The organism is Hymenobacter setariae, from assembly GCF_007713685.1.
Classification (GTDB): domain Bacteria; phylum Bacteroidota; class Bacteroidia; order Cytophagales; family Hymenobacteraceae; genus Hymenobacter; species Hymenobacter setariae.
This window is the reverse complement of the sequence record NZ_VMRJ01000006.1, coordinates 411050-433001: the sequence shown is the minus strand read 5'-3', so window position 1 is coordinate 433001 and position 21952 is coordinate 411050. Positions and strand designations below refer to the sequence as shown.

22 protein-coding genes are annotated in these 21952 nt (G+C 57.1%); 12 read left to right on the top strand and 10 right to left on the bottom strand.

The window, feature by feature from the left end:
* Positions 1-36: 36 nt before the first annotated feature.
* The 4 genes from tpiA to FNT36_RS22485 form a co-directional block, all read right to left on the bottom strand.
* Complete coding sequence (gene tpiA, locus FNT36_RS22500) at positions 37-804, bottom strand: triose-phosphate isomerase (RefSeq protein WP_144852446.1); 768 nt, start codon at positions 802-804, stop codon at positions 37-39.
* A gap of 71 nt (positions 805-875) precedes the next feature.
* The gene (locus FNT36_RS22495) at positions 876-1664 is read right to left on the bottom strand and encodes a tryptophan-rich sensory protein (protein WP_144852444.1); all 789 of its coding nucleotides are present in this window, start codon (positions 1662-1664) and stop codon (positions 876-878) included.
* A gap of 93 nt (positions 1665-1757) precedes the next feature.
* Positions 1758-2684, bottom strand: coding sequence for a cysteine synthase A (gene cysK, locus FNT36_RS22490; protein WP_144852442.1), 927 nt, complete (start codon positions 2682-2684; stop codon positions 1758-1760).
* Between the two features lie 99 nt (positions 2685-2783).
* Positions 2784-3626 carry a serine O-acetyltransferase gene (locus tag FNT36_RS22485; protein ID WP_144852440.1) on the bottom strand — a complete coding sequence of 281 codons (843 nt, stop codon included), beginning with the start codon at positions 3624-3626 and terminating at the stop codon, positions 2784-2786.
* A gap of 219 nt (positions 3627-3845) precedes the next feature.
* Between FNT36_RS22485 and FNT36_RS22480 the strand changes: the two genes are divergently transcribed.
* A complete protein-coding gene (locus FNT36_RS22480) occupies positions 3846-4157 on the top strand; it encodes a cupin domain-containing protein (RefSeq protein WP_144852438.1) in 312 nt (103 codons plus the stop codon).
* Positions 4158-4220: 63 nt separating this feature from the next.
* Here the strand turns inward: FNT36_RS22480 and FNT36_RS22475 are convergent, their stop codons facing one another.
* Complete coding sequence (locus FNT36_RS22475; protein WP_144852436.1) at positions 4221-5204, bottom strand: YheT family hydrolase; 984 nt, start codon at positions 5202-5204, stop codon at positions 4221-4223.
* A 203-nt stretch (positions 5205-5407) separates the two neighbouring features.
* Between FNT36_RS22475 and rpsT the strand changes: the two genes are divergently transcribed.
* Complete coding sequence (gene rpsT / locus FNT36_RS22470; protein WP_144852434.1) at positions 5408-5659, top strand: 30S ribosomal protein S20; 252 nt, start codon at positions 5408-5410, stop codon at positions 5657-5659.
* A gap of 189 nt (positions 5660-5848) precedes the next feature.
* On the opposite strand, the gene pyk is transcribed toward rpsT, so the two are convergent.
* Together pyk and FNT36_RS22460 are read right to left on the bottom strand one after the other, a co-directional pair.
* Positions 5849-7291, bottom strand: a complete 1443-nt coding sequence (gene pyk / locus FNT36_RS22465; RefSeq protein ID WP_144852431.1) for a pyruvate kinase — start codon at positions 7289-7291, stop codon at positions 5849-5851.
* A 14-nt stretch (positions 7292-7305) separates the two neighbouring features.
* A complete protein-coding gene (locus tag FNT36_RS22460) occupies positions 7306-7731 on the bottom strand; it encodes an IPExxxVDY family protein (RefSeq protein ID WP_144852429.1) in 426 nt (141 codons plus the stop codon).
* 176 nt (positions 7732-7907) lie between these two features.
* Here FNT36_RS22460 and FNT36_RS22455 point away from each other — a divergent pair, with 176 nt between their 5' ends.
* From FNT36_RS22455 to lgt, 8 genes are all read left to right on the top strand, one after another.
* The gene (locus FNT36_RS22455; protein ID WP_068229068.1) at positions 7908-8144 is read left to right on the top strand and encodes an acyl carrier protein; all 237 of its coding nucleotides are present in this window, start codon (positions 7908-7910) and stop codon (positions 8142-8144) included.
* A 195-nt stretch (positions 8145-8339) separates the two neighbouring features.
* Positions 8340-9596: a beta-ketoacyl-ACP synthase II gene (gene fabF, locus FNT36_RS22450; protein WP_144852427.1), complete on the top strand. Its 1257-nt coding sequence runs from the start codon at positions 8340-8342 to the stop codon at positions 9594-9596.
* Positions 9597-9780: 184 nt separating this feature from the next.
* On the top strand, positions 9781-10515 hold the full coding sequence (rnc, locus tag FNT36_RS22445; protein WP_144852425.1) for a ribonuclease III: 735 nt from the start codon (positions 9781-9783) through the stop codon (positions 10513-10515).
* A gap of 25 nt (positions 10516-10540) precedes the next feature.
* Positions 10541-11158, top strand: coding sequence for a hypothetical protein (locus FNT36_RS22440; RefSeq protein ID WP_144852423.1), 618 nt, complete (start codon positions 10541-10543; stop codon positions 11156-11158).
* Positions 11159-11180: 22 nt separating this feature from the next.
* Positions 11181-13112: an NAD(+) synthase gene (gene nadE / locus FNT36_RS22435; RefSeq protein ID WP_144852421.1), complete on the top strand. Its 1932-nt coding sequence runs from the start codon at positions 11181-11183 to the stop codon at positions 13110-13112.
* 238 nt (positions 13113-13350) lie between these two features.
* Positions 13351-13986, top strand: coding sequence for an RNA polymerase sigma factor (locus tag FNT36_RS22430; RefSeq protein ID WP_144852419.1), 636 nt, complete (start codon positions 13351-13353; stop codon positions 13984-13986).
* Positions 13979-14263, top strand: coding sequence for a hypothetical protein (locus FNT36_RS22425; RefSeq protein WP_144852417.1), 285 nt, complete (start codon positions 13979-13981; stop codon positions 14261-14263). Before FNT36_RS22430 ends, FNT36_RS22425 begins: the two co-directional genes overlap by 8 nt.
* Before the next feature lie 140 nt (positions 14264-14403).
* Positions 14404-15417, top strand: a complete 1014-nt coding sequence (gene lgt / locus FNT36_RS22420; RefSeq protein WP_144852415.1) for a prolipoprotein diacylglyceryl transferase — start codon at positions 14404-14406, stop codon at positions 15415-15417.
* Between the two features lie 73 nt (positions 15418-15490).
* Here the strand turns inward: lgt and FNT36_RS22415 are convergent, their stop codons facing one another.
* Both FNT36_RS22415 and yidD read right to left on the bottom strand, forming a co-directional pair.
* The gene (locus FNT36_RS22415) at positions 15491-16414 is read right to left on the bottom strand and encodes a hypothetical protein (protein WP_144852413.1); all 924 of its coding nucleotides are present in this window, start codon (positions 16412-16414) and stop codon (positions 15491-15493) included.
* A 46-nt stretch (positions 16415-16460) separates the two neighbouring features.
* Positions 16461-16685 (bottom strand): membrane protein insertion efficiency factor YidD, encoded by a 225-nt coding sequence (yidD, locus tag FNT36_RS22410; RefSeq protein ID WP_144852411.1) that lies wholly within the window; start codon positions 16683-16685, stop codon positions 16461-16463.
* 227 nt (positions 16686-16912) lie between these two features.
* Between yidD and FNT36_RS22405 the strand changes: the two genes are divergently transcribed.
* Entirely contained in the window at positions 16913-17758 is an 846-nt protein-coding gene (locus FNT36_RS22405) for a PorV/PorQ family protein (protein ID WP_144852409.1), read from the top strand.
* Positions 17755-19914 carry a helix-hairpin-helix domain-containing protein gene (locus FNT36_RS22400; RefSeq protein ID WP_233636157.1) on the top strand — a complete coding sequence of 720 codons (2160 nt, stop codon included), beginning with the start codon at positions 17755-17757 and terminating at the stop codon, positions 19912-19914. The genes FNT36_RS22405 and FNT36_RS22400 overlap by 4 nt, the downstream gene beginning before the upstream one ends.
* Before the next feature lie 66 nt (positions 19915-19980).
* Here the strand turns inward: FNT36_RS22400 and FNT36_RS22395 are convergent, their stop codons facing one another.
* Complete coding sequence (locus FNT36_RS22395) at positions 19981-21927, bottom strand: DUF3857 domain-containing transglutaminase family protein (RefSeq protein WP_144852405.1); 1947 nt, start codon at positions 21925-21927, stop codon at positions 19981-19983.
* Positions 21928-21952: the final 25 nt, after the last annotated feature.

Sequence of the window (21952 nt, the reverse complement as noted above, 5' to 3'; positions counted from 1 at the left end):
GCTTTTCTTATGCGCGGGCGCCGAACGCAACTAAGCTTAGAACGATTGCACAATCGTCACGAAATCGCGCGATTTCAGCGACGCACCGCCGATGAGGCCGCCGTCCACGTCGGGCTGGCTGAAAAGCTCGCGGGCGTTCTGGGCATTGCACGAGCCGCCGTAGAGGATAGCCGTGTTGTTGGCGGCTTCGGCGTCATAGGCGCCGGCTATTTGCTCCCGAATGAAGGCGTGCACTTCCTGGGCCTGCTGAGTAGTGGCGGTTTTGCCGGTGCCAATGGCCCAGATGGGCTCATAGGCAATCACCACCTTATCGAACTCCTCGTTGCTGAGGTGGAATAGGCCGTCTTTCAATTGCTTAGCGATGAAGTCAAAAGTATCTTCTGCTTCGCGGGTTTCTAGGCTTTCGCCCACGCAGAAGATGGGCCGCAAGCCAGCACCTAGGGCGGCTTTCAGCTTCTGGCTCAGCAGCTCGTCGTCTTCGTGGAAGTACTGGCGACGCTCCGAGTGACCTAGAATAACATATTGGCAACCTACTGATTGTAGCAACTTAGCCGATACTTCGCCGGTGTAGGCACCGCTTTCTTTCTGGTGACAGTTTTGGGCACCTAGGGCCACATTACCACCTTCACCTAGTAGGCGACCCACAATGGACAATAGCGGAAACGACGGGCAGATAACCACCTGCGGCTTGTCGGCACCGAGCTGCTCGTCGTGCAGCATTTGCACGATTTCAGAGGTCAGGGCCTGCGCCTCGGGTAGGGTAAGATTCATTTTCCAGTTGCCGGCAACAAATTTTTGACGCATTGCGTGGAGCGGTTAAGTAGTACCAAGAGGGGCAAAAGTACGGCGGGCTGCCACACGGGCACGCTCCTGCCTTACGCAGCTTGCTTGGGGCGGCGCTTCTTCCACATCCACACCCCTAGGGGCGCCAGCAATAGTAGTAGCACAGCCGTGGTCAGGGCTACCGCTGCTACTGGCGGTATAGTTTCGCGTTGAGCTACCCAAGTACCCACGAGCCCCCAGGCTACTGGTAGCGGTAATAGCAGGTCTCGTGCTCGCACGGCCAGTATCAGCGCTATCAGGCCCGCTACTTTGGCTAGCTGCACGCAGCCTTCAACCGTAGCACTATCCGACCATTGCCAGCCGAAGGCGTCGCGCAAGCCAAAAATTATATTTAGCACGGTGGCTAGCAGTATCCAGCCTAGGTATAGACTCAGAAACCACGTGGGCCAAGCAGGAGCGGCGCCTGCCAGCACCAGCTTGCGGGCCCGCGCGTAGGCCACGGCTAGCAGTACTAGCAGTGTCAGCATCACCCCTAGGCTCAAGCCGATAAGCTCGTAGCTAAATACCAAGGTCCAGGCCGTAGTGGCTAGCACGGCTAATGTCAACACCGGCGTAAGACGGGCGGGCAGCAGTGAGCGCTGCGCCTGCGGCCGTAGCTGCCAAATGGTATAAATAACTAACCCGCTGAAAATAATGCCCCAGATGCTGAACGCATACCCAGCAGGCGTTAGGCAGGTGGGATGGCGAGCCGACATCTGGCCGTTGCTGAAGGCCCCAGCAGGCGGATGGGCATTATATAGGTAATTGACGTACAAGCAAGCCACGACGGCTAGCGGCAGCAGCCAGCGCCAAAGGCGCCCGGCGGGAGCAGAAGTTTCCATGCGCACACTTACGAAAAAAGAAAAAGCGGGACTGTTGCCAATCCCGCTTTTCACTAACTAGTGCTGGCGCCATGCCAAGAGGCGCCCTAGGTGCTATACAAACAAGCCTTCTACCGACAGGTAGCGCTCGCCCGTATCGTAGCAGAAGGTGAGCACCTTGCCGCCCTGGGGCACTTCAGACAGCTTTTTAGCTACGGCGGCCAGCGAAGCGCCCGACGAGATACCGCACAAAATGCCTTCTTCAGTGGCGGCGCGGCGAGCCATTTCGAAGGCCTCGTCACGGCTCACCTGAATGGTACCATCCAGCAAATCGCGATGTAAGTTATCGGGAATGAAACCGGCGCCGATGCCCTGGATGGGGTGCGGCCCCGGGGCGCCGCCGCTGATAACGGGCGACAGCTCGGGCTCTACGGCGTAGGTTTTCATGTTCGGAAACAGCGGCTTTAGCACCTGCGTCACGCCTGTGAGGTGGCCGCCCGTGCCCACACCCGTAATGTGAAAGTCGAAGCCACCTTCTGGCGAGTCGCGCAAAATCTCCTGGGCCGTCGTTTCAACGTGGATTTTGATGTTGGCCTCGTTCGAAAACTGCATGGGCATCCAAGCGCCGGGCGTGGTATCTACCAGCTCTTGGGCTTTGGCGATGGCACCTTTCATGCCCTGCTCGCGGGGAGTCAGCTCTAGGTTAGCGCCGTAAGCCGACATCAGGCGGCGGCGCTCGATGCTCATGCTTTCGGGCATCACTAACGTGATTTTATAGCCCTTCACAGCAGCTACCAAGGCCAAGCCCACGCCTGTGTTACCTGAGGTAGGCTCTACAATGGTGCTGTCTTTGGTCAAGATGCCATCTTTCTCGGCCTGCTCAATCATGCTCAGCGCAATGCGGTCCTTAATAGAGCCGCCGGGATTTTGGCGCTCTAGCTTCACCCACACTTCTACGTCGGGCCGCTCGGCGGCAAAAAGCTTATTGAGTTTGACCAGCGGCGTGTTGCCGATAACGTCGAGGATGGAATTGGCTTTCATTGGTCTGGGCTGGCGGCTACTAGCTATTAGCTGTCAGCTTTTTTTGGGTGGAATAAAAAGAGGCTATTAGCTAACAGCTAGGAGCTAATAGCTAGTAAACTAAATAACAAACATCAGCTCGCCGGCGGGGTCATCCTGGCGTGCCATGTGTAGCTGTGCCCGATGGTACACGCGTGAGTGCGATGGCACGCTCTCGGTCAGCCACACGTTGCCACCGATGATGCTGCGCGTACCAATCACGGTGCTGCCCCCTAGGATAGTCGCGTTGGCATAAATCACCACGTGGTCCTCGATGGTGGGGTGACGCTTAAGGCCTTGCTGGTTTTTGGTCACACTAAGTGCCCCTAGGGTCACGCCCTGGTATATCTGCACGTGCGCCCCGATTTGGGCCGTTTCGCCAATGACGATGCCCGTACCGTGGTCGATGCAAAAAGCAGTGCCAATGCGTGCGCCAGGGTGGATATCAATACCCGTTTGGCGGTGCGCATATTCGCTCAGCATGCGGGGCAAGCGGGGCACGCCGCGCAAGTGCAGCGCGTGTGCCAGCCGGTGCATGGCCGTAGCATAAAACCCAGGGTAAGAGCTTATCACCTCAGCCATGCCCTGGGCAGCGGGGTCAGCAGCCAAAGTAGCGGCGGCATCGCGCAGCAATGCTTCGCGTAGCAGCGGCAGCTGTGAAAACAAAGTGCTAGCCAGCTCAGCCGGGGCCGCCGGTAGCTCGGGCATTAGAGCCAGCAGTTCGGTTAGGTCGGCTTGTAGCTGGTAAAAAGTGGCGGCAATAGCATCGGCACTAGCCAGCGGCCGGGTAGCGCGCTCCGGAAAGAGGAGGGCTAATACTTGCTCGGCAAGGGCGCAAAAGGCCGGGCCGGGCAGGGCAGTAGGCACGGCCGCATGGGCCTGTGCCAATTGCGCAGCAAATCGTTCGGCGACGGCAGTGGACACGGCAGAATCATGAGTGAGGAGACTAGGTAACCCGGTGGCAAGTATACACCACGCGCCGTTACCAGTTGGCATTTCAACCAGTAGCCTACCCGAAGGTTTACCGCTAGTTGCCACAACCGTAGCCCCACCCCCTGCGTTAGCCAAGCCGTTACCGTGCGGAGCGGCTCTCCGCTTTCCTTTTCCTTATACTACGGAGTACTGCTCCGTTTACCGCTTCTTATGTCTACCACCAACATCAACGCTACCGATGCGCCCGCTGGCGACCAAGGTGAAAAGAAACTAGCCGCTGGCCACCACGTGGCCCTGCGCCTCTGGGAAGATGAGCAACCCGGCGAGCCCAAGCCCCTCAGCAATCGCCCCTACGAAACGGTAGGCTACGTGCTCAAAGGCCGCGCCGAACTACACCTCGAAGGCAATGTGACAACGCTAGAGCCCGGCTCGTCGTACCTCGTGCCCCAGGGTGCCTCCCATACCTATAAGATTCTAGAAACCTTCTCGGCCGTGGAAGCCACGTCGCCGCCCGCCGAATAAATATTGGCACCCAAGCACTGAGCCCGGATAGGCAGCCACTAGGTTGCTTATCCGGGCTTTTTGCTACCCAGGTACGGGCCGGGTAAAGAAATCAACTGCTCGGCGCTCCGAATAGTATCTGCCACTAGGTGCCCCTTCGGCGAACCCCACATGCCCACCCGCCAAAGGCGTTTCCAGAAAAAAGTAGTCGCTGGCCGCCGCAACATCTCTAGGGTAGCACGAAGCCGGCAAAAAAGGGTCGTTCAACGCATTGACTAGCAGCGTCGGAATTTGAATATTGGCCAAGTATTGCCCCGAGGCAGCGTGCGCATAGTAGTCGTCGGCCGACGCGAAGCCGTGCAGCGGTGCCGTATAGCGCTCATCGAACTGCGGAAAATCGCGTAGCGTGTCCAACTCTGCCAGGTCGAGTTGCCCAGGTAGATACGCTGCTTTTTCGCGCATCTTATTGCGGAGCGACGCCATAAAGCGGCGCAGATAAATATGGTTTTGCCACCGGCTGATGTGCAGCGAGCTTGCCTTCAAGTCGGTAGGAACTGAGAACACCGCCGCCCGGCGCACCTGTAGCGGCACTTGGGCAGGGTGCTCGCCTAGGTACTTCAATGTAACGTTGCCCCCCGCCGAAAAGCCAGTAAGCACTACTTCTGCATAGCCTTGCACTTCGATAGCGTAGCGGACCACGGCGGCTAGGTCGCCCGTATCGCCCAAGTGGTAAGAGCGCAGCAGGCGGTTGGTTTCGCCACTGCAACCCCGGTAATTCCAACCTAGGGCGTCGAATCCGGCTTGGTTGAGCGCGCGGGCCATACCCCGCACATAGGGCCGGTTGCTATCGCCCTCTAGTCCGTGCGAGATGATGCCTAGCCTACGGGCCCGCACTGGCTGGGCCAGCGACCAATCTAGGTCAAGAAAATCGCCATCTGGAAGTTCTAGTCGCTCGCGCTGGTAGGCTACTTCCGGCACCCGCCGTAGCGTGCTGGGCACGATGGTTTGGAGATGGCCGTTGAATAGCAACGGGGACGGACGATAAGCAGAAGCGGTAACTAACGGCATAACCTCCGCTAATTTAAGACCTAGGCTAGTTTGCGATAGGCCCGCGCGGTAGCACTAGCTTCCGTGGCAGCATTTTTTGCTTGCTTCCAGTGCGTCATTTTGAGTCAGCGCTAGGATAAGCTAAGTATTCTTCTTACCTTTGCCCTCCCAAACGTGAAAACCACAGCTAATCTGCTGTTCCTCTATAGAATTCTTTTTTTGTCATGGCAAACCACAAGTCGGCTATTAAGCGCATCCGCAGCAACGAAGCGAAGCGTGTACTGAACCGCTACCAGCACAAGTCTACCCGCACCGCTATCAAGAAGCTGCGTGGCACTACCGATAAAACGGCTGCTCAAGAGCTGCTGAAAAAAGTAACGTCGATGTTGGACCGCCTGGCCAAGAAAAACATCATCCACAAGAACAAGGCTGCTAACAACAAGAGCAAGCTGACAAAACTCGTTAACGCGCTTTAGCGCGAGACGGGTTCTAGCGGGGCCAAACTCTGCCGCCCCACCGTTTGGTCCCGCGCCTCTTATCAGTAAGCCCCGCCCCTACCGGCGGGGCTTACTGCGTTTAAGCTTACTGAAGCTGCATTATCCATGCTTAGCCACTAAAAAGGCCGCCCTGTTTGGGCGGCCTTTTTGCAGCTAATAAACTAGACCTTATGCCACGCTTACTTTTACCATGTTGGCGCGGCCTTTATCGGTAATCGGCAACGTGGCGGTATTGATGAACACGTCACCTTTTTGCAGGTGGCCGGTGGTAGTGAGCACGTAGCGAATGTCAGCAATTGTGCTGTCGGTGCTATTAAAGCGGTCGTAGTAGAACGAGCGCACACCCCACACCAAGCTCAGCACGGTGAGTAGAGCGCGGTCGTCGGTGAAGATGAAAATATCGGCTTTGGGGCGATACTTCGAAATCTGGAAAGCCGTGTAGCCACGATGAGTCATGCCAGTAATCACTTTGGCACCGGTGTTCTTGGCTAAGTGGCAAGCTGCCGACAACACACTATCGGCCATGAAGCTAGGTGACGTAGCATCAACAGGCCACCACTTATTAAACAGCTTGGGGCTGCGGCTTTCCACGCTCTTGATGGTGGCTACCATCGAGCGGATAACTTCGGCTGGGTATTGGCCTACGGCGGTTTCGGCCGAGAGCATTACAGCATCAGCACCGTCGATAACGGCGTTGGCAACGTCGCTGGTTTCGGCACGCGTGGGGCGCGGGGCCGTTATCATCGACTCCATCATTTGCGTGGCCACAATGACGGGTTTACCGGCTTTGTTGCACTTCTCGATTATCATCTTCTGTGCCATCGGCACCTCTTCCATCTTCACTTCCACGCCTAGGTCGCCGCGGGCCACCATTACGGCGTCGGTGAGGGCAATAATCTCGTCGATGTTACGCAGGCCGTCGGGCGTCTCAATCTTGGCGACTACACGCGTCGTTTTGCCCGATTCAGCAATAATGTTCTTGATAAAGCGGATGTCATCGGCGCGGCGAGCGAAGCTCAGGGCTACCCAGTCTACGTCGTTCTCAAGGCCAAACTTCAAGTCCTCGATGTCCTTTTCCGTCATGCTCGGGGCCGATACCTCCGAGTCGGGCAGGTTGATGCCCTTACGCGGCTTCACAATGCCTCCGTAGATGACTTCGCACTCCACTTCTTTTTCGCGGTCGGTAGCAAGCACGCGTAGCTCTAGTTTGCCGTCATCGAGCAAGATGCTGTCGCCGGGTTTCACATCGCGGGGCAGGCCTAGGTAGATAGTCGCCAGGCGCGTGGCCGTGCTGACTTCTTTTTCGCCAGCCACAATCGTGATTTTATCACCAGGCTTAATCTCCACCTGGCCTCCTTCTACCTCACCTAGGCGAATCTTGGGGCCCTGCAAGTCCTGCAGCAGGCCTACGTTGGTACGTAGGTCTTTATTGAGGCGGCGCACGGTATTGATAACTGAGAGATGCTCATCGTGGGCGCCGTGCGAAAAATTGAGTCGGAACACATCAACTCCCTCGCGAATGAGCATGCCCAGCCGCTCATAGGTGTTGGACGCGGGGCCAACGGTGGCCACAATTTTTGTTTTATTGAACGAAGTGGAAATGGGGTCCATGCGGGAGAGAGACGTTAAAAAATCAGGTTTTCCTTGTATTTGAGTTCGTAGGGGTCTAATTCGCTGGCGTACCGTACAGCCGGCACTGCGGTGAGGCGGTCGAGCAGTTCGGTACCGGCCAGTTCGTCGGCCCCGCCCTGCACTTGCAGCAGATAGTCGTACTCGCGAATATCAGGCGCTAAAAAAGGCTTGGCTAAAGTAGAAGGCGGCAGGGCCCGGTTGCGAAACAGCCGCAAAGTAAGGGCCTCCTTGGCGTAGAGGTAGTAGCTAAAGGCCAATGGCCCCTGCTGCACCAGGTTTAGCACAAAGTCGGGTTGCCGCACTAGGCGCAAGCGGAGAAAGCGGTTGAAGGCCCAGGCCAGCGTATAATCGTGGGTGCTGGACACGAGGCCAAAAAGCGCAAAATCGCAGTCATACTCAGCGTCCAGGGTCAGGGTCATCAGGGGGAGCGGTAGGCGGCGGCAAGCTGCAAAGCTACGGATTTTGCCGGCCCGGCAAGGACTCCCGAAAAGGTAGGAGCCAAAATCTTGTACGTGCTGCAAAAAGCACTTTCGCGGGGCGGATAAAAAAAGTGACGTTACTTTGCAGTCAAGTTTCCTCTTAACCCACGACTGCAATGTCTGAAATCGCCGAAAAAGTAAAAGCCATCATTATCGACAAGCTGGGCGTTGAAGCCTCGGAAGTAACTCCGGAAGCCAGCTTCACCAACGACCTAGGTGCCGACTCGCTCGACACCGTGGAGCTAATCATGGAGTTCGAGAAAGAATTCAACGTTAGCATTCCCGACGACCAGGCTGAGAACATTCAGACTGTGGGTCAAGCCGTTAGCTACCTCGAAGAGCACGCTAAGTAAGTTTCTACCCTGCGCTCGTCAGAGCGTATTGTCTAAGAAATTGCCTGAACCGGCCGGCACGCCGCCGGCCGGTTTTGCTGTTTACTGCGCTAGCTGTTAGCTAGCAGCTTATCCAAGCCTAAGAAGCTGGTAGCCGGTAGCTACCGGCCCATCAGCTAACCCAACTAAATTACGCCGCCCACCGGCGTCTGCTTTATGTCGTCAATTCGCCGCGTCGTTGTAACCGGTATCGGGGCCATTACACCCCTGGGCAGCACTGCTCCCGCATACTGGGAGGGGCTAAAAAATGGCGTAAGCGGGGCTGCCCCCATCACGCGCTTCGACGCTACCAAATTCAAAACGCGCTTTGCCTGCGAGGTAAAGAACTATAATCCTCTCGATTACTTCGAGCGCAAGCAAGGCCCGAAAATGGACTTGTTTACGCAGTTCGCCGTCATTGCTTCGGACGAGGCTATCGCCGATGCGGGCTTGCTCACGAGCGGCGTCGATAAGGACCGGGTGGGCGTAATCTGGGGCTCGGGCATTGGCGGGCTTAAATCGCTGCAGGAAGAATGCTTCCAGTTTGAGCGCGGCGACGGTACCCCCCGCTACTCACCGTTCTTTATTCCGCGCATGATTGCCGACTCGTCGTCGGGCAATATTTCCATCAAAAACGGTTTCCGCGGGCCTAATTATGTGACGACTTCGGCCTGCGCCTCGTCGAACGACGCTATCATCGCGGCCTTCAATAACCTGCGCCTAGGTCTGGCCGATGTTATCGTTACGGGCGGCTCCGAAGCTGCCATCACCGAATCGGGTGTGGGTGGTTTCAATGCCCTGAAAGCCATGAGCGAGCGCAACGATGACCCCGCCTCGGCATCGCGTCCCTACGATAAGGAGCGCGACGGCTTTGTGCTGGGTGAAGGCTCGGGCGCACTGGTGCTCGAAGAGTATGAGCACGCTAAGGCACGCGGCGCTAAGATTTACGCCGAGCTCATCGGCGGTGGCATGTCGTCGGATGCGTACCACATCACGGCCCCCGACCCCAGCGGCTCGGGCGTAGTACTAGTAATGCAAAATGCCTTGCGCGATGCTGGTATCCGGCCCGAGGAGGTTGACTACATCAACACCCACGGCACGAGCACACCCCTAGGTGATGGTGCTGAGATTAAGGCCATTGAAACCGTTTTTGGGGAGCACGCGCCTAAACTCAATATCTCCTCAACCAAAAGCATGACTGGCCACTTACTAGGTGGCGCGGGCGGCATTGAGGCGGTAGCTTCCATTTTGGCTATCCAGCACGGCTTGGTACCTCCTACTATCAACCTGCACACGCCCGACCCAGAAATCAACCAAGCGCTGAACTTTACGCCCAACGTGGCGCAAGCGCGCGAGGTAAACGTGGCCGTTAGCAACACCTTCGGGTTTGGCGGCCACAACACGACGGTAGTATTCCGCCGCTTGGCTGAGTAGCCGGGCCGGTATATACCCCCTTAATCTGTCATGCTGAGCGCAGCGCAGCGGTATCGAAGCATCTCATCTGGAGCCGTAAATTTCTAACGTAAATGTTAGTACTCCACGCGAGATGCTTCGATGCCGCTGCACTTGCTCAGCATGACATTTTCGTTTTAATAGCGTAAATTTTTACCTCATCGGTATGCCCCTTCCCCTCTTCGGCCTGTTTCGGCGGCTGCTGGGCAGCGACAAGCAGTTTCGGCAGGCCGTAGCTACGGTCATTGGCCAAGACCCGCAAAATGCGCGGTTGTATCAGCTAGCGTTTACACACTCGTCGGTAGTGCGGGCCGAGCCCGGTGCAGGCCGCCACCAGAGCAATGAGCGGCTGGAATTTTTGGGCGATGCGGTACTAGGCACCGTAGTGGCTGAGTACCTATTTCGCAAGTTTCCCTATGAACAAGAAGGCTTTCTCACCGAAACCCGCTCGCGCATCGTCAACCGGGAGAGCTTGAATGCCATTGCGTTAAAGCTGGGCCTCGACAAACTAGTGCAGCTCGATAGCACCCAAGCGCGAGCCGCCCGCTCGCGCTCAGTAAACGGCAATGCGCTCGAAGCTTTGGTTGGCGCTGTGTACCTGGACCTAGGGTATAAAGCAGCCCGTAAGTTCGTGCTAAAAGGTCTCATCAAGCCATTTGTAGATGTTAACACTCTGACCACTACGACCTCTAACTACAAGAGCAAGCTTATTGAGTGGGCGCAGCGCAATGGTAAAAACGTGCGCTACGAAATCAGCGGCGAGCCCCGCCCGGGTGGCGTGATGGAGTTTACGGCCACTGTGCTACTCAACGACGAGGTAGTAGCCACTGGCATGGGCCTCAATAAAAAGCAGGCGGAGCAACTAGCGGCCGAGCGGGCACTAGCGGCCCTAGGGGTGTAGTATAGCTTACTGGTAGCCAATAGCGATGCTCCTTGGTATCCTTATAGCCTTGGCAATACTCGGAGGTATTCGCTGGCTTTTTTGGATACAGGAAAACCGCTGGCTACCTAGGCGCAAGCTAGAAGCTTTAACGAAGGCCCCGTTAGTTAACCTAGCTCGTTGGGGATTCAAGCCCACCCACCAAGCATTCGCAGCCAAGCTAACAGGAGGAGCCGCCACAATGCCAGTGGCTATGATAGGGACAATACAAGACTATGCCGTAGAAATATCATTTGGCTGGCATGACGAAAGATACCTCATGGTTCGAGTATTTTTTGAGCCTCCTAGTTACGATTATGAGTTGCTTATGCAGGCTTGGCGGGCCCAGCAGCATCAGGCTAAACACTGGAAGTTTGCAACAAGCTTCTTCAGGCCATTCCGTTTGCTGTGTGCGCCGGTGTACGTTGATGCTACTTTTTATTACGCCAGTTGGCCACCCGAGCCGGAAGAATTGCTTACGGTAGCTGACGATATTATCAAAGAATTGCAGTCCTCATCTAGGGCTCCACTAGCTTATAAAGCGGCCTGCACCCTTGCGAATGACGTAATACAGGAAAGCAAACGCCGAACCTCTACTCGTAAGGGAAGCGTCCGCTTTGTTTAATTCAGAATTAGCCTTTACCCTTATGCGTCTTGCTGGTGCTGCCCTCAACCAGATTCCGTTTGATTGGAATCATAATATTCAAAACATTAGCACCGCTATCGAGCAGGCTAAGGCCGATGGTGTGGAGTTGCTATGCTTGCCCGAGCTGTGCCTGACGGGCTACAACTGCGAGGACTTGTTTTTGAGTGACTGGCTGCCCGCAGCGGCCATGACGCACTTGCAAAAAATTCGGCCACTCACGCATGGCATTTGCGTAGTGGTGGGGCTGCCGGTGCGCCTGCACCACTACACTTATAACACAGCTGCTGTGCTGCGCGATGGCGAAATCCTAGGTTTCGTGGCCAAGCAATTTCTGGCCAATGACGGAGTGCACTACGAGACGCGCTTTTTTGTGTCGTGGCCGGCTGGGCAAACAACGACTGTGGAGCACGAGGGTGAAAGCTGGCCTTTAGGCGACCTCACATTTGAGCACCACGGCGTGCGGTTCGGCTTTGAGATTTGTGAAGACGCCTGGCGGCCCGACGACGTGCGGCCCGCTTGCCGCCTGCGCGGCAAGGTTGACTTGATAGTGAACCCCTCAGCCAGCCACTTTGCTATGAGTAAAACCGATGTGCGCTACAAGCTGGTTCTTAACTCGTCGCGCAATTTTGCCTGTACGTATCTCTACGCCAACTTGCTGGGTAACGAAGCTGGCCGCACCATCTACGACGGGGAGATATTGGTAGCGCGCAATGGGCACCTGCTCAAGCGCAACCAGCTGCTAAGCTTTAAAGAAGTAGACCTAGAATGGGTAGATGTGGACTTTGACGAGCCGCTGGAGGTGGTTGAGTCCATTGTGCAGCTGCCCGAGCCCGATGAGTACCGCGAGCTCAATCAAGCCATCAGCCTAGGGCTGTTTGACTATCTGCGCAAAGCGCGTAGTCGAGGCTTTGTACTGAGTTTGAGCGGCGGCGCCGACTCGTGCTTTTGCGCTGTGGCAGTGGCCGAAATGGTGCGCTTAGGTGTCGCCGAGCTAGGTGAGGAAGAATTTAAGCGCCGTAGTGGCGCCTTTGATACAGCGAAAACCGAAGTAGTACAGCCGGGCGCCGGTGGCGCGGCGCACCAACAGGCCACCGATGTAGACAACCCGGCCGAAGCGCAAAACCAAAAACCAGAGACTAGTAACCAACAGCTTGTCAACCACCTGCTGACCTGCGCCTACCAAGGCACCGTCAATTCTTCGGAAGACACACTAAACTCGGCAAAAGAGCTAGCCGATAGCCTAGGTGCTCGGTTTTTTGACTGGACCATCGACGACGAGGTGACCGGCTACGTGGGTAAGATTCAACACGCGCTGGGCCGCGAGCTTACCTGGCAAACCGACGACTTAGCGCTGCAAAATATTCAGGCGCGGGTGCGGGCCCCCGGCATCTGGCTGCTAGCAAACGTGCAGAACTGCCTGCTTATCACGACTAGCAACCGCTCAGAGGCCAGCGTAGGCTACTGCACCATGGATGGCGACACGGCGGGTAGCATCTCCCCCATCGCAGGCGTCGACAAAGACTTTGTTAAAAAGTGGCTGCGCTGGGCCCAAACGGCCCTCGGCTACGAAGGCTTGCGCCATGTGAATGCCCTGCAACCCACCGCCGAGCTACGCCCCTTGGCCGACAAGCAAACCGATGAGCGTGACCTCATGCCGTATGTGCTGCTCAATCGCATCGAGCGGCTGGCCTTCTACGACCGCCTATCGCCGGCGGCTGTGCTGGCCCAGCTCGTGGCCGAGGAGCCAACGTATGAGCTTGACCAGCTACGCACCTACGTGAAGCGTTTTTATCAGCTCTGGAGCCGCAACCAGTGGAAGCGTGAGCGCTACGCACCTTCTTTCCACCTCGACGACTACAACGTAGACCCACGCTCGTGGCTGCGCTTCCCCATTCTGAGCGGTGGTTTTGGCGAGGAGTTGGCTGGGCTCTAGTCTGCTTTTTAGCGGGCAGAGATGAGTGCTTTAATCGTGGGGGCTGCCGCGTTACGGGCAGTCCCCACGATTAAAGCACTTTTTTTCAAAATAATGGTGCTGATAATTAACAGCTTGCTTGAAAAAGTAATAAGCTTGCGCAAGTATTTTCTCGCGTTGGCACCTAAGGATTATCCCTGCTAGCTTCCTACTTGCTAGTCTACGCCTATCCTTATTCAGCCACGCTGCGCTGGTTTCTATGGCTTACAGCCTTTCACTACCTCTTTGCTTCGAGCCGGTGCACACTGTTGACCTAGGCACTGTAGGGGCCGATGCTGAATTGGTAATGCAGCTTCAGCAGGGGAGCGAGATTGCCTTTCGCACCTTGGTAGAACGTTATCAGCAACGCGTGTATAGCACGGCTTTCTCGCTGCTGCGCTCGGCAGAGGAAGCCGAGGATGTAGCCCAAGAGGTCTTCGTCGAGGTTTACCAAACGGTGGACCGCTTTCGAAATGAGACTACTTTAAGCACCTGGCTATACCGGCTGGCTACGTCACGGGCGCTACAGCACCGCCGGCGTGCTGCTGCGAAGAAGCGTTTCGCTTATTTCACTAGCTTACTAGGGCTACGCAACCAAGTGCTGCACGAACCGCCCGACCATGTACATCCGCTGGCGCTGCTAGAAGGCTCGCAGCAGCTACAGCTTTTGCTGAGTCATATTGGCCGCCTACCTAGCCAGCAGCAAGTGGCTTTTACGTTGCGCCACGAGCAAGAGCTGAGCTATGAGGAAATAGCAGCAGTGCTTGATACCACCGTCTCGGCAGTCGAATCCTTGTTATTCCGGGCACGGCACACCTTGCGCCAGCACCTTAAAGGCTCCTTTCGCCATGTCTAATTCAGGTAGTAAGCCCGACGCCGACCAGGAATGGGAAGCATTGCTGCAGCAGCTTCGCAAGCAGCATAGGGCGCAGCCACGACCTTTTTTTTACGCCCGGGTTCAGGCTCGGCTTACTGCTCAGCAGCCACCTAGGGGCTGGTGGCTGCCCGACTGGGCACGCCGCCCAGCCTACGTGGCGCTGCTAGGCATGCTGATACTAGCCGTGAGCGGCGATGGCGCTGCCTTGCGCCCAGCAATGGCTACAAATCAGCCGGCTTCCTCATCGCCACACTAGCATTTGGCGGGCCCGACGTGGGCGCCTAGTAACTCGCCGCCGGCTAATAGTAATCTCCGCCTACTTTTCTAGCTGGCCGCTGAAGAAATGGCGAGCCCAGGGTAGTCAGTACCTTTGAACACTCTTACTTTTTGTTGCGCATGACCGCTCCTCTCGCCTACGTTCCCTGGAACGTCTCACCCATTATTGCCGAAATTGGCCCGCTGCTCCTGCGCTGGTACGGCGTGCTGTTTGCCCTTGGCTTCGTTATCGGCTCATTTGTGCTCACGCACATCTATAAGAGCGAGGGTGTACGGCCCTACTGGGTCGATGTTATCACCTTCTACATGGTAGTAGGCACGGTGCTTGGTGCTCGCCTAGGGCACGTTTTTTTCTACGACTGGGACCAGTACAAAGACAAGCCGTGGGAGATTCTTAAAATCTGGCACGGCGGGCTGGCCTCGCACGGCGCTACCATTGGCATCTTGCTGGCGCTGTTCATTTTCAGCATGCGCAATAAGTTTGATTACCTCTGGGTGCTCGACCGCATCGTGATTGTGGTGGCTATTGGCGGGGCGTGCATCCGCCTAGGCAACCTCATGAACTCCGAGATTGTGGGCAAGCCAACCACCGAGCCCTGGGGCTTTGTGTTCCCGCGCGATGTTGAGCACTTGCAGCAGTTCCGGCCCGACCAGCCCGTGCCGGCTGGGGCCGTGGCGGTGCAGCGCACCCGCGTAGAGGGTAAAGAAGAGCCCGAATTCACGGTTACGCCCGTGAGCGGTGTCGTTAGCCCATCAGCCGAAGTGGCCGTGCCGCGCCACCCTACCCAGATTTATGAGTCGCTATTCTGCCTGTTCTTGGTGGCGCTACTATATGGGCTCTGGAACAAGTACAAGGAAAACACGCCCCGCGGTTTGCTATTTGGCTTGTTCGTAGTGCTGCTATTCTCATTCCGCATTTTTGTGGAGTACTTCAAAGAAAATCAAGTCACTAAGGAGAGTGGCATTATTGCCGAGTACGGGCTCAATATTGGCCAGCTGCTAAGTATCCCTTTTATTTTGATTGGGTTGTGGGTACTGCTGCGCGCCGGCAAAAATCCCAAGAACCCCCACGGCTTTGCTCCACGCGACCTAGCCGAAGAGGAGGCAGCCCAAGCTGCCGCGGCGAAAGCATAGGGTAAAGAACACCTAAGAAAAGGGGCCGCTTGCACAGTGTAAGCGGCCCCTTTTTTAGGTCCAATCAACGGTGCTACTGAACGTCTAGCTCGTAAACTGCTCCCTGCTCGGTGGTGAGCAAGAGCGTATTTTCATTTTTAAAGGCTGCGCCTTCTGTTTGGCCCGCACCTTTCAGACTAATGTGGCGGGGCGTTGCTTTCAGAATAGCATCCCAAGAATTACCGTCGAGAATAAACAGTTCTTGGCGGGCCAACAGCACTAAGCGGCGGCCGCTGGGCGCGAGGGTCGCGTCGGTTACCTGGCCCGGAATGGCTAGCTTGGTAACCAGCTTGGCCTTATAAGTACCGGGTGTTTCGGGCACCGTGTACACTTTGCAGGTAGAGGACTGCGCTCGGTCTTTGGTGAAAAGGTAAACCTGGCCATCGTGCCAGAGGCTAGCCTCGCAGTCAAAGTTGCGCTCGCTTTTGTTTGGCGGAAATTCGGTTTGGTCGGGGTAGGAAAAATTGATTTTACTGACCTTGGTAGGCTGCTCGGGGCGAAAGCGCAGGATAGCTAGGTTGCGGCGGTCGCTGTTATTGTTGCCGCAGTCACCCATGAAGTAGTTGCCGCGGTTGTCGCGGCTTAGGCTTTCCCAGTCGTGGTTGGGGGCACCTAGGGTAAACTGGCCTACTTGCTGGCCGGTCGCATCCACTTGGTACACAATGGGCTGCTGGCCATCATCGCCGAAGGTAAAGTAGGTACCTGCCTCAGGAGCAGCGCACAGGCCCGAGCTTTCTAAGATGCCATCGGTAAGGCGGCCTACTTTGCGCAGACCGGCTGGCAAGTCAGTGCTCTTGCCTTTTTTGTGGCCGCCTTTTTTACCCTTTTTGCCACCCGGGGCTTGCGCAGTGGCCTGGGGTTGGTCGGTACTAGCCTTATCGCCATCGGCTGGCGAGCAGGCTGAAGTGAGGAGCGTGGCCCCGAGCAAAGAGCGAATGAAGAGAGAGAAACAGAGCATAGAAGTGCTCTTACGCGAAAAGCAGCACCGAAGGTCACGCTTACGGCTAGGGCACTGGGTCGTAGCCCTGGCCACCCCAAGGGTGGCAACTGGCTATGCGCCGCAAGGCTAGCCGCCCGCCCCGCCACGGACCATACTTCGTGATGGCCTGGGTAGCATATGCTGAGCATGTGGGCGTGTAGCGGCAGCTAGGCGGCGTGAGGGGCGAAATAAAACGACGGTAGAACCAGATGCACCTTAGAAAAAAGGCGCGGACCAGTGAATAAAACATCGCTTAAAGATACAACAGCGAAGCTGCGGTACTGCCGCACTTACCACCGACGAAACTGCGATTAGCTAATTGAATAGCCAACATAGCCACATCGAATAAATCTTTAAATTATCCAAGTATTAGACTGCGGCAATAATCGCTTAAATAACTATGCAGCTGTATCTTTCAACTTCTATTATCAGCTATTGTCTATGCCTCTAAGATTATTTAAATTATTTCTTTTAAGCTTGCTGCCATCAAGCATTACCCAGCTATATGCTCAAGGTAATGGACCAGCCGAGCACGGCGCACGGGCCGCAGCCTTAGGCGGCACAGCCGCTACACTTGCTAATGAGGTATGGGCTGTGGCTAATAATGCGGCCGGCCTCGGTACCCTCACCCACTCTACGGCGGGCGCGTATTTCGAAAACCGCTACCTTATTACCAGTCTCAATGTATCGGCGGTAGCAGTGGCACTGCCCCTAGGAATAGTGGCGCCAGCCGCTACCAGCCAGCCCGCTCGCGCTGAGCGAGGCGTAGTAGGGTTTGAGGCCCAGCGCTTTGGTGGCGCCCTCTATAGTGAAGTGCGCGTGGGGGCAGCCTACGGCTATCGCCTAGGGGTGGTGAACATCGGCGGGCGGCTTGACATGCTGCAAGTCAGCTTTCGGGACCTAGGCAGCCGGCGGGCGCTAGTAGGCTCGTTAGGCGGGCAGGCCGACATAGTACCCGAACACCTCACGTTTGGCGTGTATCTCTACAATCTCAACCAAGCTAAACTAGCTGACTACCAAGACGAGCGCGTACCAACAGTGGCACGCGCCGGCCTAGCTTATCGAGCTAGCAAGCAAGTACTTGTGCTAATTGAAAGCGAAAAGGATATTGAACACGCAGCTGGCTTTAAGGCGGGGCTAGAGTATCTGCCGGCCCCGGCCGTAGCATTGCGCGCTGGGTATGCCAGCCTCAGCCAGCAAACTACGGCGGGTGTGGGCGTGAAGGCCACCAGTTTTCAGTTTGACTATGCGGCTGGCTGGCACAGCGTACTGGGTCTGAGTCAGTTTGTGAGCGTGAATTGGCAATGGGAGCGCAAGCCGTGAGCCAAGTAGCTGACTGCCGAGCGGTGGGCCAATGGCGCTGGCCCAATTGGGTAGGTTGGGCCTCGCTTCTACTTTGCCTAGGTGGGCTGGCACACCCAGCTCGCGCCCAAGAGCTGCCGCGGCGTGCCCCTGACCTCGACCGGCTCACACAGGAGTTGTTCGCCGAGATTCAGTCGGACCAAGTGCCCTACGAGGACCTGTACGAAACGCTGCTACAATACTACCAAACGCCCGTAAACCTAAACGCGGCTAGCCGTGAGGAGCTGCGAGCATTGCTTTTACTTTCCGAAACCCAGATTAGCAATTTATTAACACATCGCGAGGCCAGCGGTCCGCTACTGAGTCTTTACGAGCTGCAAGCTGTGCTGGGCTGGGACCTGCGCACTATTTATCGAGTGCTGCCCTTCGTGACAGTGCAGGCCGACGACCCCAACCGGGCCCGCGGCCCGCTGTGGCAACGCATTAAAAACGAAGAAAACAACGCATTATTCGTGCGCTACGAGCGTGTATTGCAGCCGCGCAAAGGCTACGCCGCGGCCGACACGTTTCAGGGCAGGCTTACTTCGCGCTACCTAGGCTCGCCCGATAAGCTGCTGGTGCGCTACCGCGTCAGCCACGCGCATGATTTTAGCCTAGGCTTCTCAGCCGAAAAGGATGCAGGCGAGGCGCTTGCCTGGCAGCCTAAGCAAGGGCAGTATGGCCCCGACTTTCTGTCGGCACACTTCTTTTTGCAAGAGCGCGGCCGGCTAAAAGCCTTGGCGGTAGGCGACTACCAACTGCAATTTGGGCAGGGTCTTTTGCTATCATCGGGGCTGGCGGTGGGCAAGGGTGCCGAAACGATAACTACACTGCGGCGCTCGTCGGTGGGAGTGCGGCCCTACTCGGCGCTGCTCGAAAACACGTTTTTCCGCGGCGCGGCGGCTACTTATCAGCTTGCACCCCGCTGGGAAGCAACGGCTTTTGCTTCGCACAAAAGCATAGATGCCAACTTGCAACAACGCGCTGACTCGCTAACCCAGTACGATGAGTTTGGCAGCAGTCTACAATACACAGGCTTTCACCGTACCGCCGCTGAGTTGGCCGACCGCCACGCTTTGCAAGAGACAGTGGCAGGCGGCAACCTTGGCTACCTCAGCCACGACGGTGCCCTGGCACTGGGCTTTACAGCGGTGGGCACGCACTACGGCACTCCCCTGCTCAAGCGCGCAGAGCCCTATAACCGCTATGAGTTTAGTGGACAGAACAACCTGGCCCTAGGTGCGCATTACAGCTACGTGTGGCGCAATCTGCTGCTGTTTGGGGAGGTAGGCCGTACCTCGGGCGGCGGCCTGGGCACCCTCAATGGCTTGCTAGCCAGCCTTGGCCCGCGAATAGATGCAGCAGTGCTGATACGTCATTACGACGTTGATTTTCACACTATTTATGGCAACGCGCTGAGTGAGAACAGCCGCAACATCAACGAGAGCGGCTTGTACCTAGGGCTCAAAGTGCGCCCCGTGACACGCTGGGAGCTTTCAGCGTATTTCGACCAATTCTGGTTTCCGTGGCTGCGCTATCGAGTGGGGGCGCCCAGCCGTGGCGACGATGCGCTGCTGCGCCTTGCCTTCACGCCCACCAAAACCAGCTTGCTCTACGCCCAGTACCGGGTGCGCCTCAAGCCGCGCGACCTTAGCAGCAGTCTTGGGCGGCCAGTACCGCTACCCGGCCAGCAGCTGCGCCACTCGATTTTGGTGTATTACGACACGCAGCCTACCCTTAGGCTAGGCCTGCGCACACGCCTGCAAGCCAGCCGCTTGCGCGACGATGACCACCTACCCTGGCGCAGTGGCTACGCCCTTAGTCAGGATGCCAGCGTGCAGGTGGCTCGGCGGGTGCAATTAACAGCGCGCTACGCCGTGTTTGACGCCGACGACTACGATACGCGTCAGTATTTATTTGAGCAGGATGTGCTGTACGTGGTGTCGATACCGGCGCTGTATGGGCAAGGCATCCGAACGTATGCCATCGCACAAGTGTCCTTCAGTAAGCATCTCACGCTTTGGCTACGCTACGCCAATACTCACTACCGCCACCAGACCACAGTAGGCAGCGGGTTGGAGGAAATTCAGGGCAACGTGCGCTCTGAAATCAAAATGCAGGTGCGCTACAAACTATAAAGGCAGGCTTTTAGAGCCTGCCTTTATAGCCGATTACTAACCTAGGAGAGATGCAGTGAAGCAGTCCTAGGCCTCTGTCTTAACAAGCACTACTTGCGCGTGGTCGGCCTGACTGATTTTACGGCGAAAATCCTGATATTCTGCGTACTTAGCAGCTGGCAGCGTGGTGCCAGCTGGGCGGCGGGTCTCAAACTGCCGCACGTATTGCAGAGTGCCATCGGGCAGGGCGGTGCAGGTGCTGGTGTAGGTGCCATAGGCCGAGGTAAGCTGCACAGATGGGGGTAGATTTTCGGCCTTGAAGCCTACTGGCAAATGGAGCCGTACAGTGTCTTGGCTGAGGCTAGCCAGTGGCAGGGCCAGCGGCATTTGGCGGGGGCCTACCTGGGCGGGCAGGGCAGCCAAGCGCCCGAGCACATTAGGCTCTAGCAAGAGGCGGCGGCCAGCCGGCGTAGCCACGCCGGGTAGCTCAAGCCCCATCAGTTCGACCACCCCGGGTAGCGCCTGCGGCTTGGTGACGGGGGCCGCCGCTAGGCGCAGATTCGTGATAGTGAAATGACCTAGGCGCAACCGATTGGCCACGTACTTTTTTTGCTCTTCGGGGTCCGCTTCGTGCAGCAGTTGGGCGTACCGGTCTTGGGCCAGGCCCACGCGCTGCGTGCGTACGGTAGCCTTAGCACTGCCGGCAGCATCAAGCCACAGGTCGGTGCGGCGCTGCTGGCGGTTAGCCTGGGCGCCGTAGCGGGGCGTAGCTACAAGGCGGCCACCTTCAGGCGTAAGCAGCAAAGCGTGGCGGTTGCCAGTGAAGGTGCCCATGTAACCAAAGGCTTCCGTCTGGCTGGTGCATTCTAGCCAAACCGTATCAGCTGGCGTAGTGCCGCGCGCCGCCAGCGGCATGCACAAAATAGCGTGATTGAACTGGCTGCTAGGAAAGTTGGCGCGCACGTCGGCTTCGTCGGCACCCGCCCCTACTAGGGCCACATAGGCGGGCAGCCCAGCAGCTTTTAGCAGCGCGCAGGTGTAATTGCTCAGGGCTTTGCAGTCGCCATAGCCGCCGGTAGCCACGGCCGTGGCGGGCGCAGTTTGCCAGCCACCTAGGCCTAGCTGCACCGACACGTAGCGCGTCGAGCTTTGCACAAACTCGTACACTTTGCGCGCCCGAGCCCTCGGGTCGGGGTCCGACACCATGAGTTGTGCCATCTTGGCGGTGAGGGCGGGCGGAAGCACATCGCGGCCTTTGCCAAGCTGATAAGTCCATAGCCCTAGGCTTTGCCACGAGGCCAGCGACCCCGCGTAGCCTTGCACCTCGAATGTGGCCGGTGCCAAGTGCACAGCAGGCAGCAGCTCATCGATAGGCGGCGATAGCGGCTCTTCTTCTACAGCGGGCTGCGCAGACAAGCGCCAACGGTAAGTGGTTTGACTGCCGGCTACTACCGGTGCGCTGGCAGCGCCGCTGGGCAGCAGTTGCTCCTCGAAGCGCAGGGGCAGGGCGGTGGGCGTCATTACTTGTAGCGTAGCACCTTCGAGCGACACGTTTTCCGCGCTTTGAGGCTGCCAGTTGGGGTAGAACAGGGTATTGTCCGACGCTATTTCGTAGTCAAACTCCACGGTATAAGGCGTGGCGGGCTGGCGCAGGTCGGCATAGCGCACGCGCAGGTCGGTCATGAAGCTGCCGCCCGCATTCCCTAGGCCTTGGTCGTGCACTTCGGCAGGGCGCAACTGATGCAACAGGCGACCTTGGGCATCGTACACGGCCCCACGTAGATAATTGATACGGTTTAGGGCATCGTAGCTCACTACCTGTTCGCCATAGGCATCACTGCCTGCGGGGTCGAGGATGGTAATCACTTTATGAACCGACTTAACGAGTTGGCTAGGTGATTTTACCGTCACTACCTCGTCGTAGGCACGCACTACAGCGTGGGCATTCTCGCGCAGGGCTGGGGCAATGGCATCGGCCGGATACTTGGGCGCGGGTGGCCCAGCCAGCACCGCAGCTATAAAGGTTAACAGCATAATTATAAGATATTTGTGTTTTCAA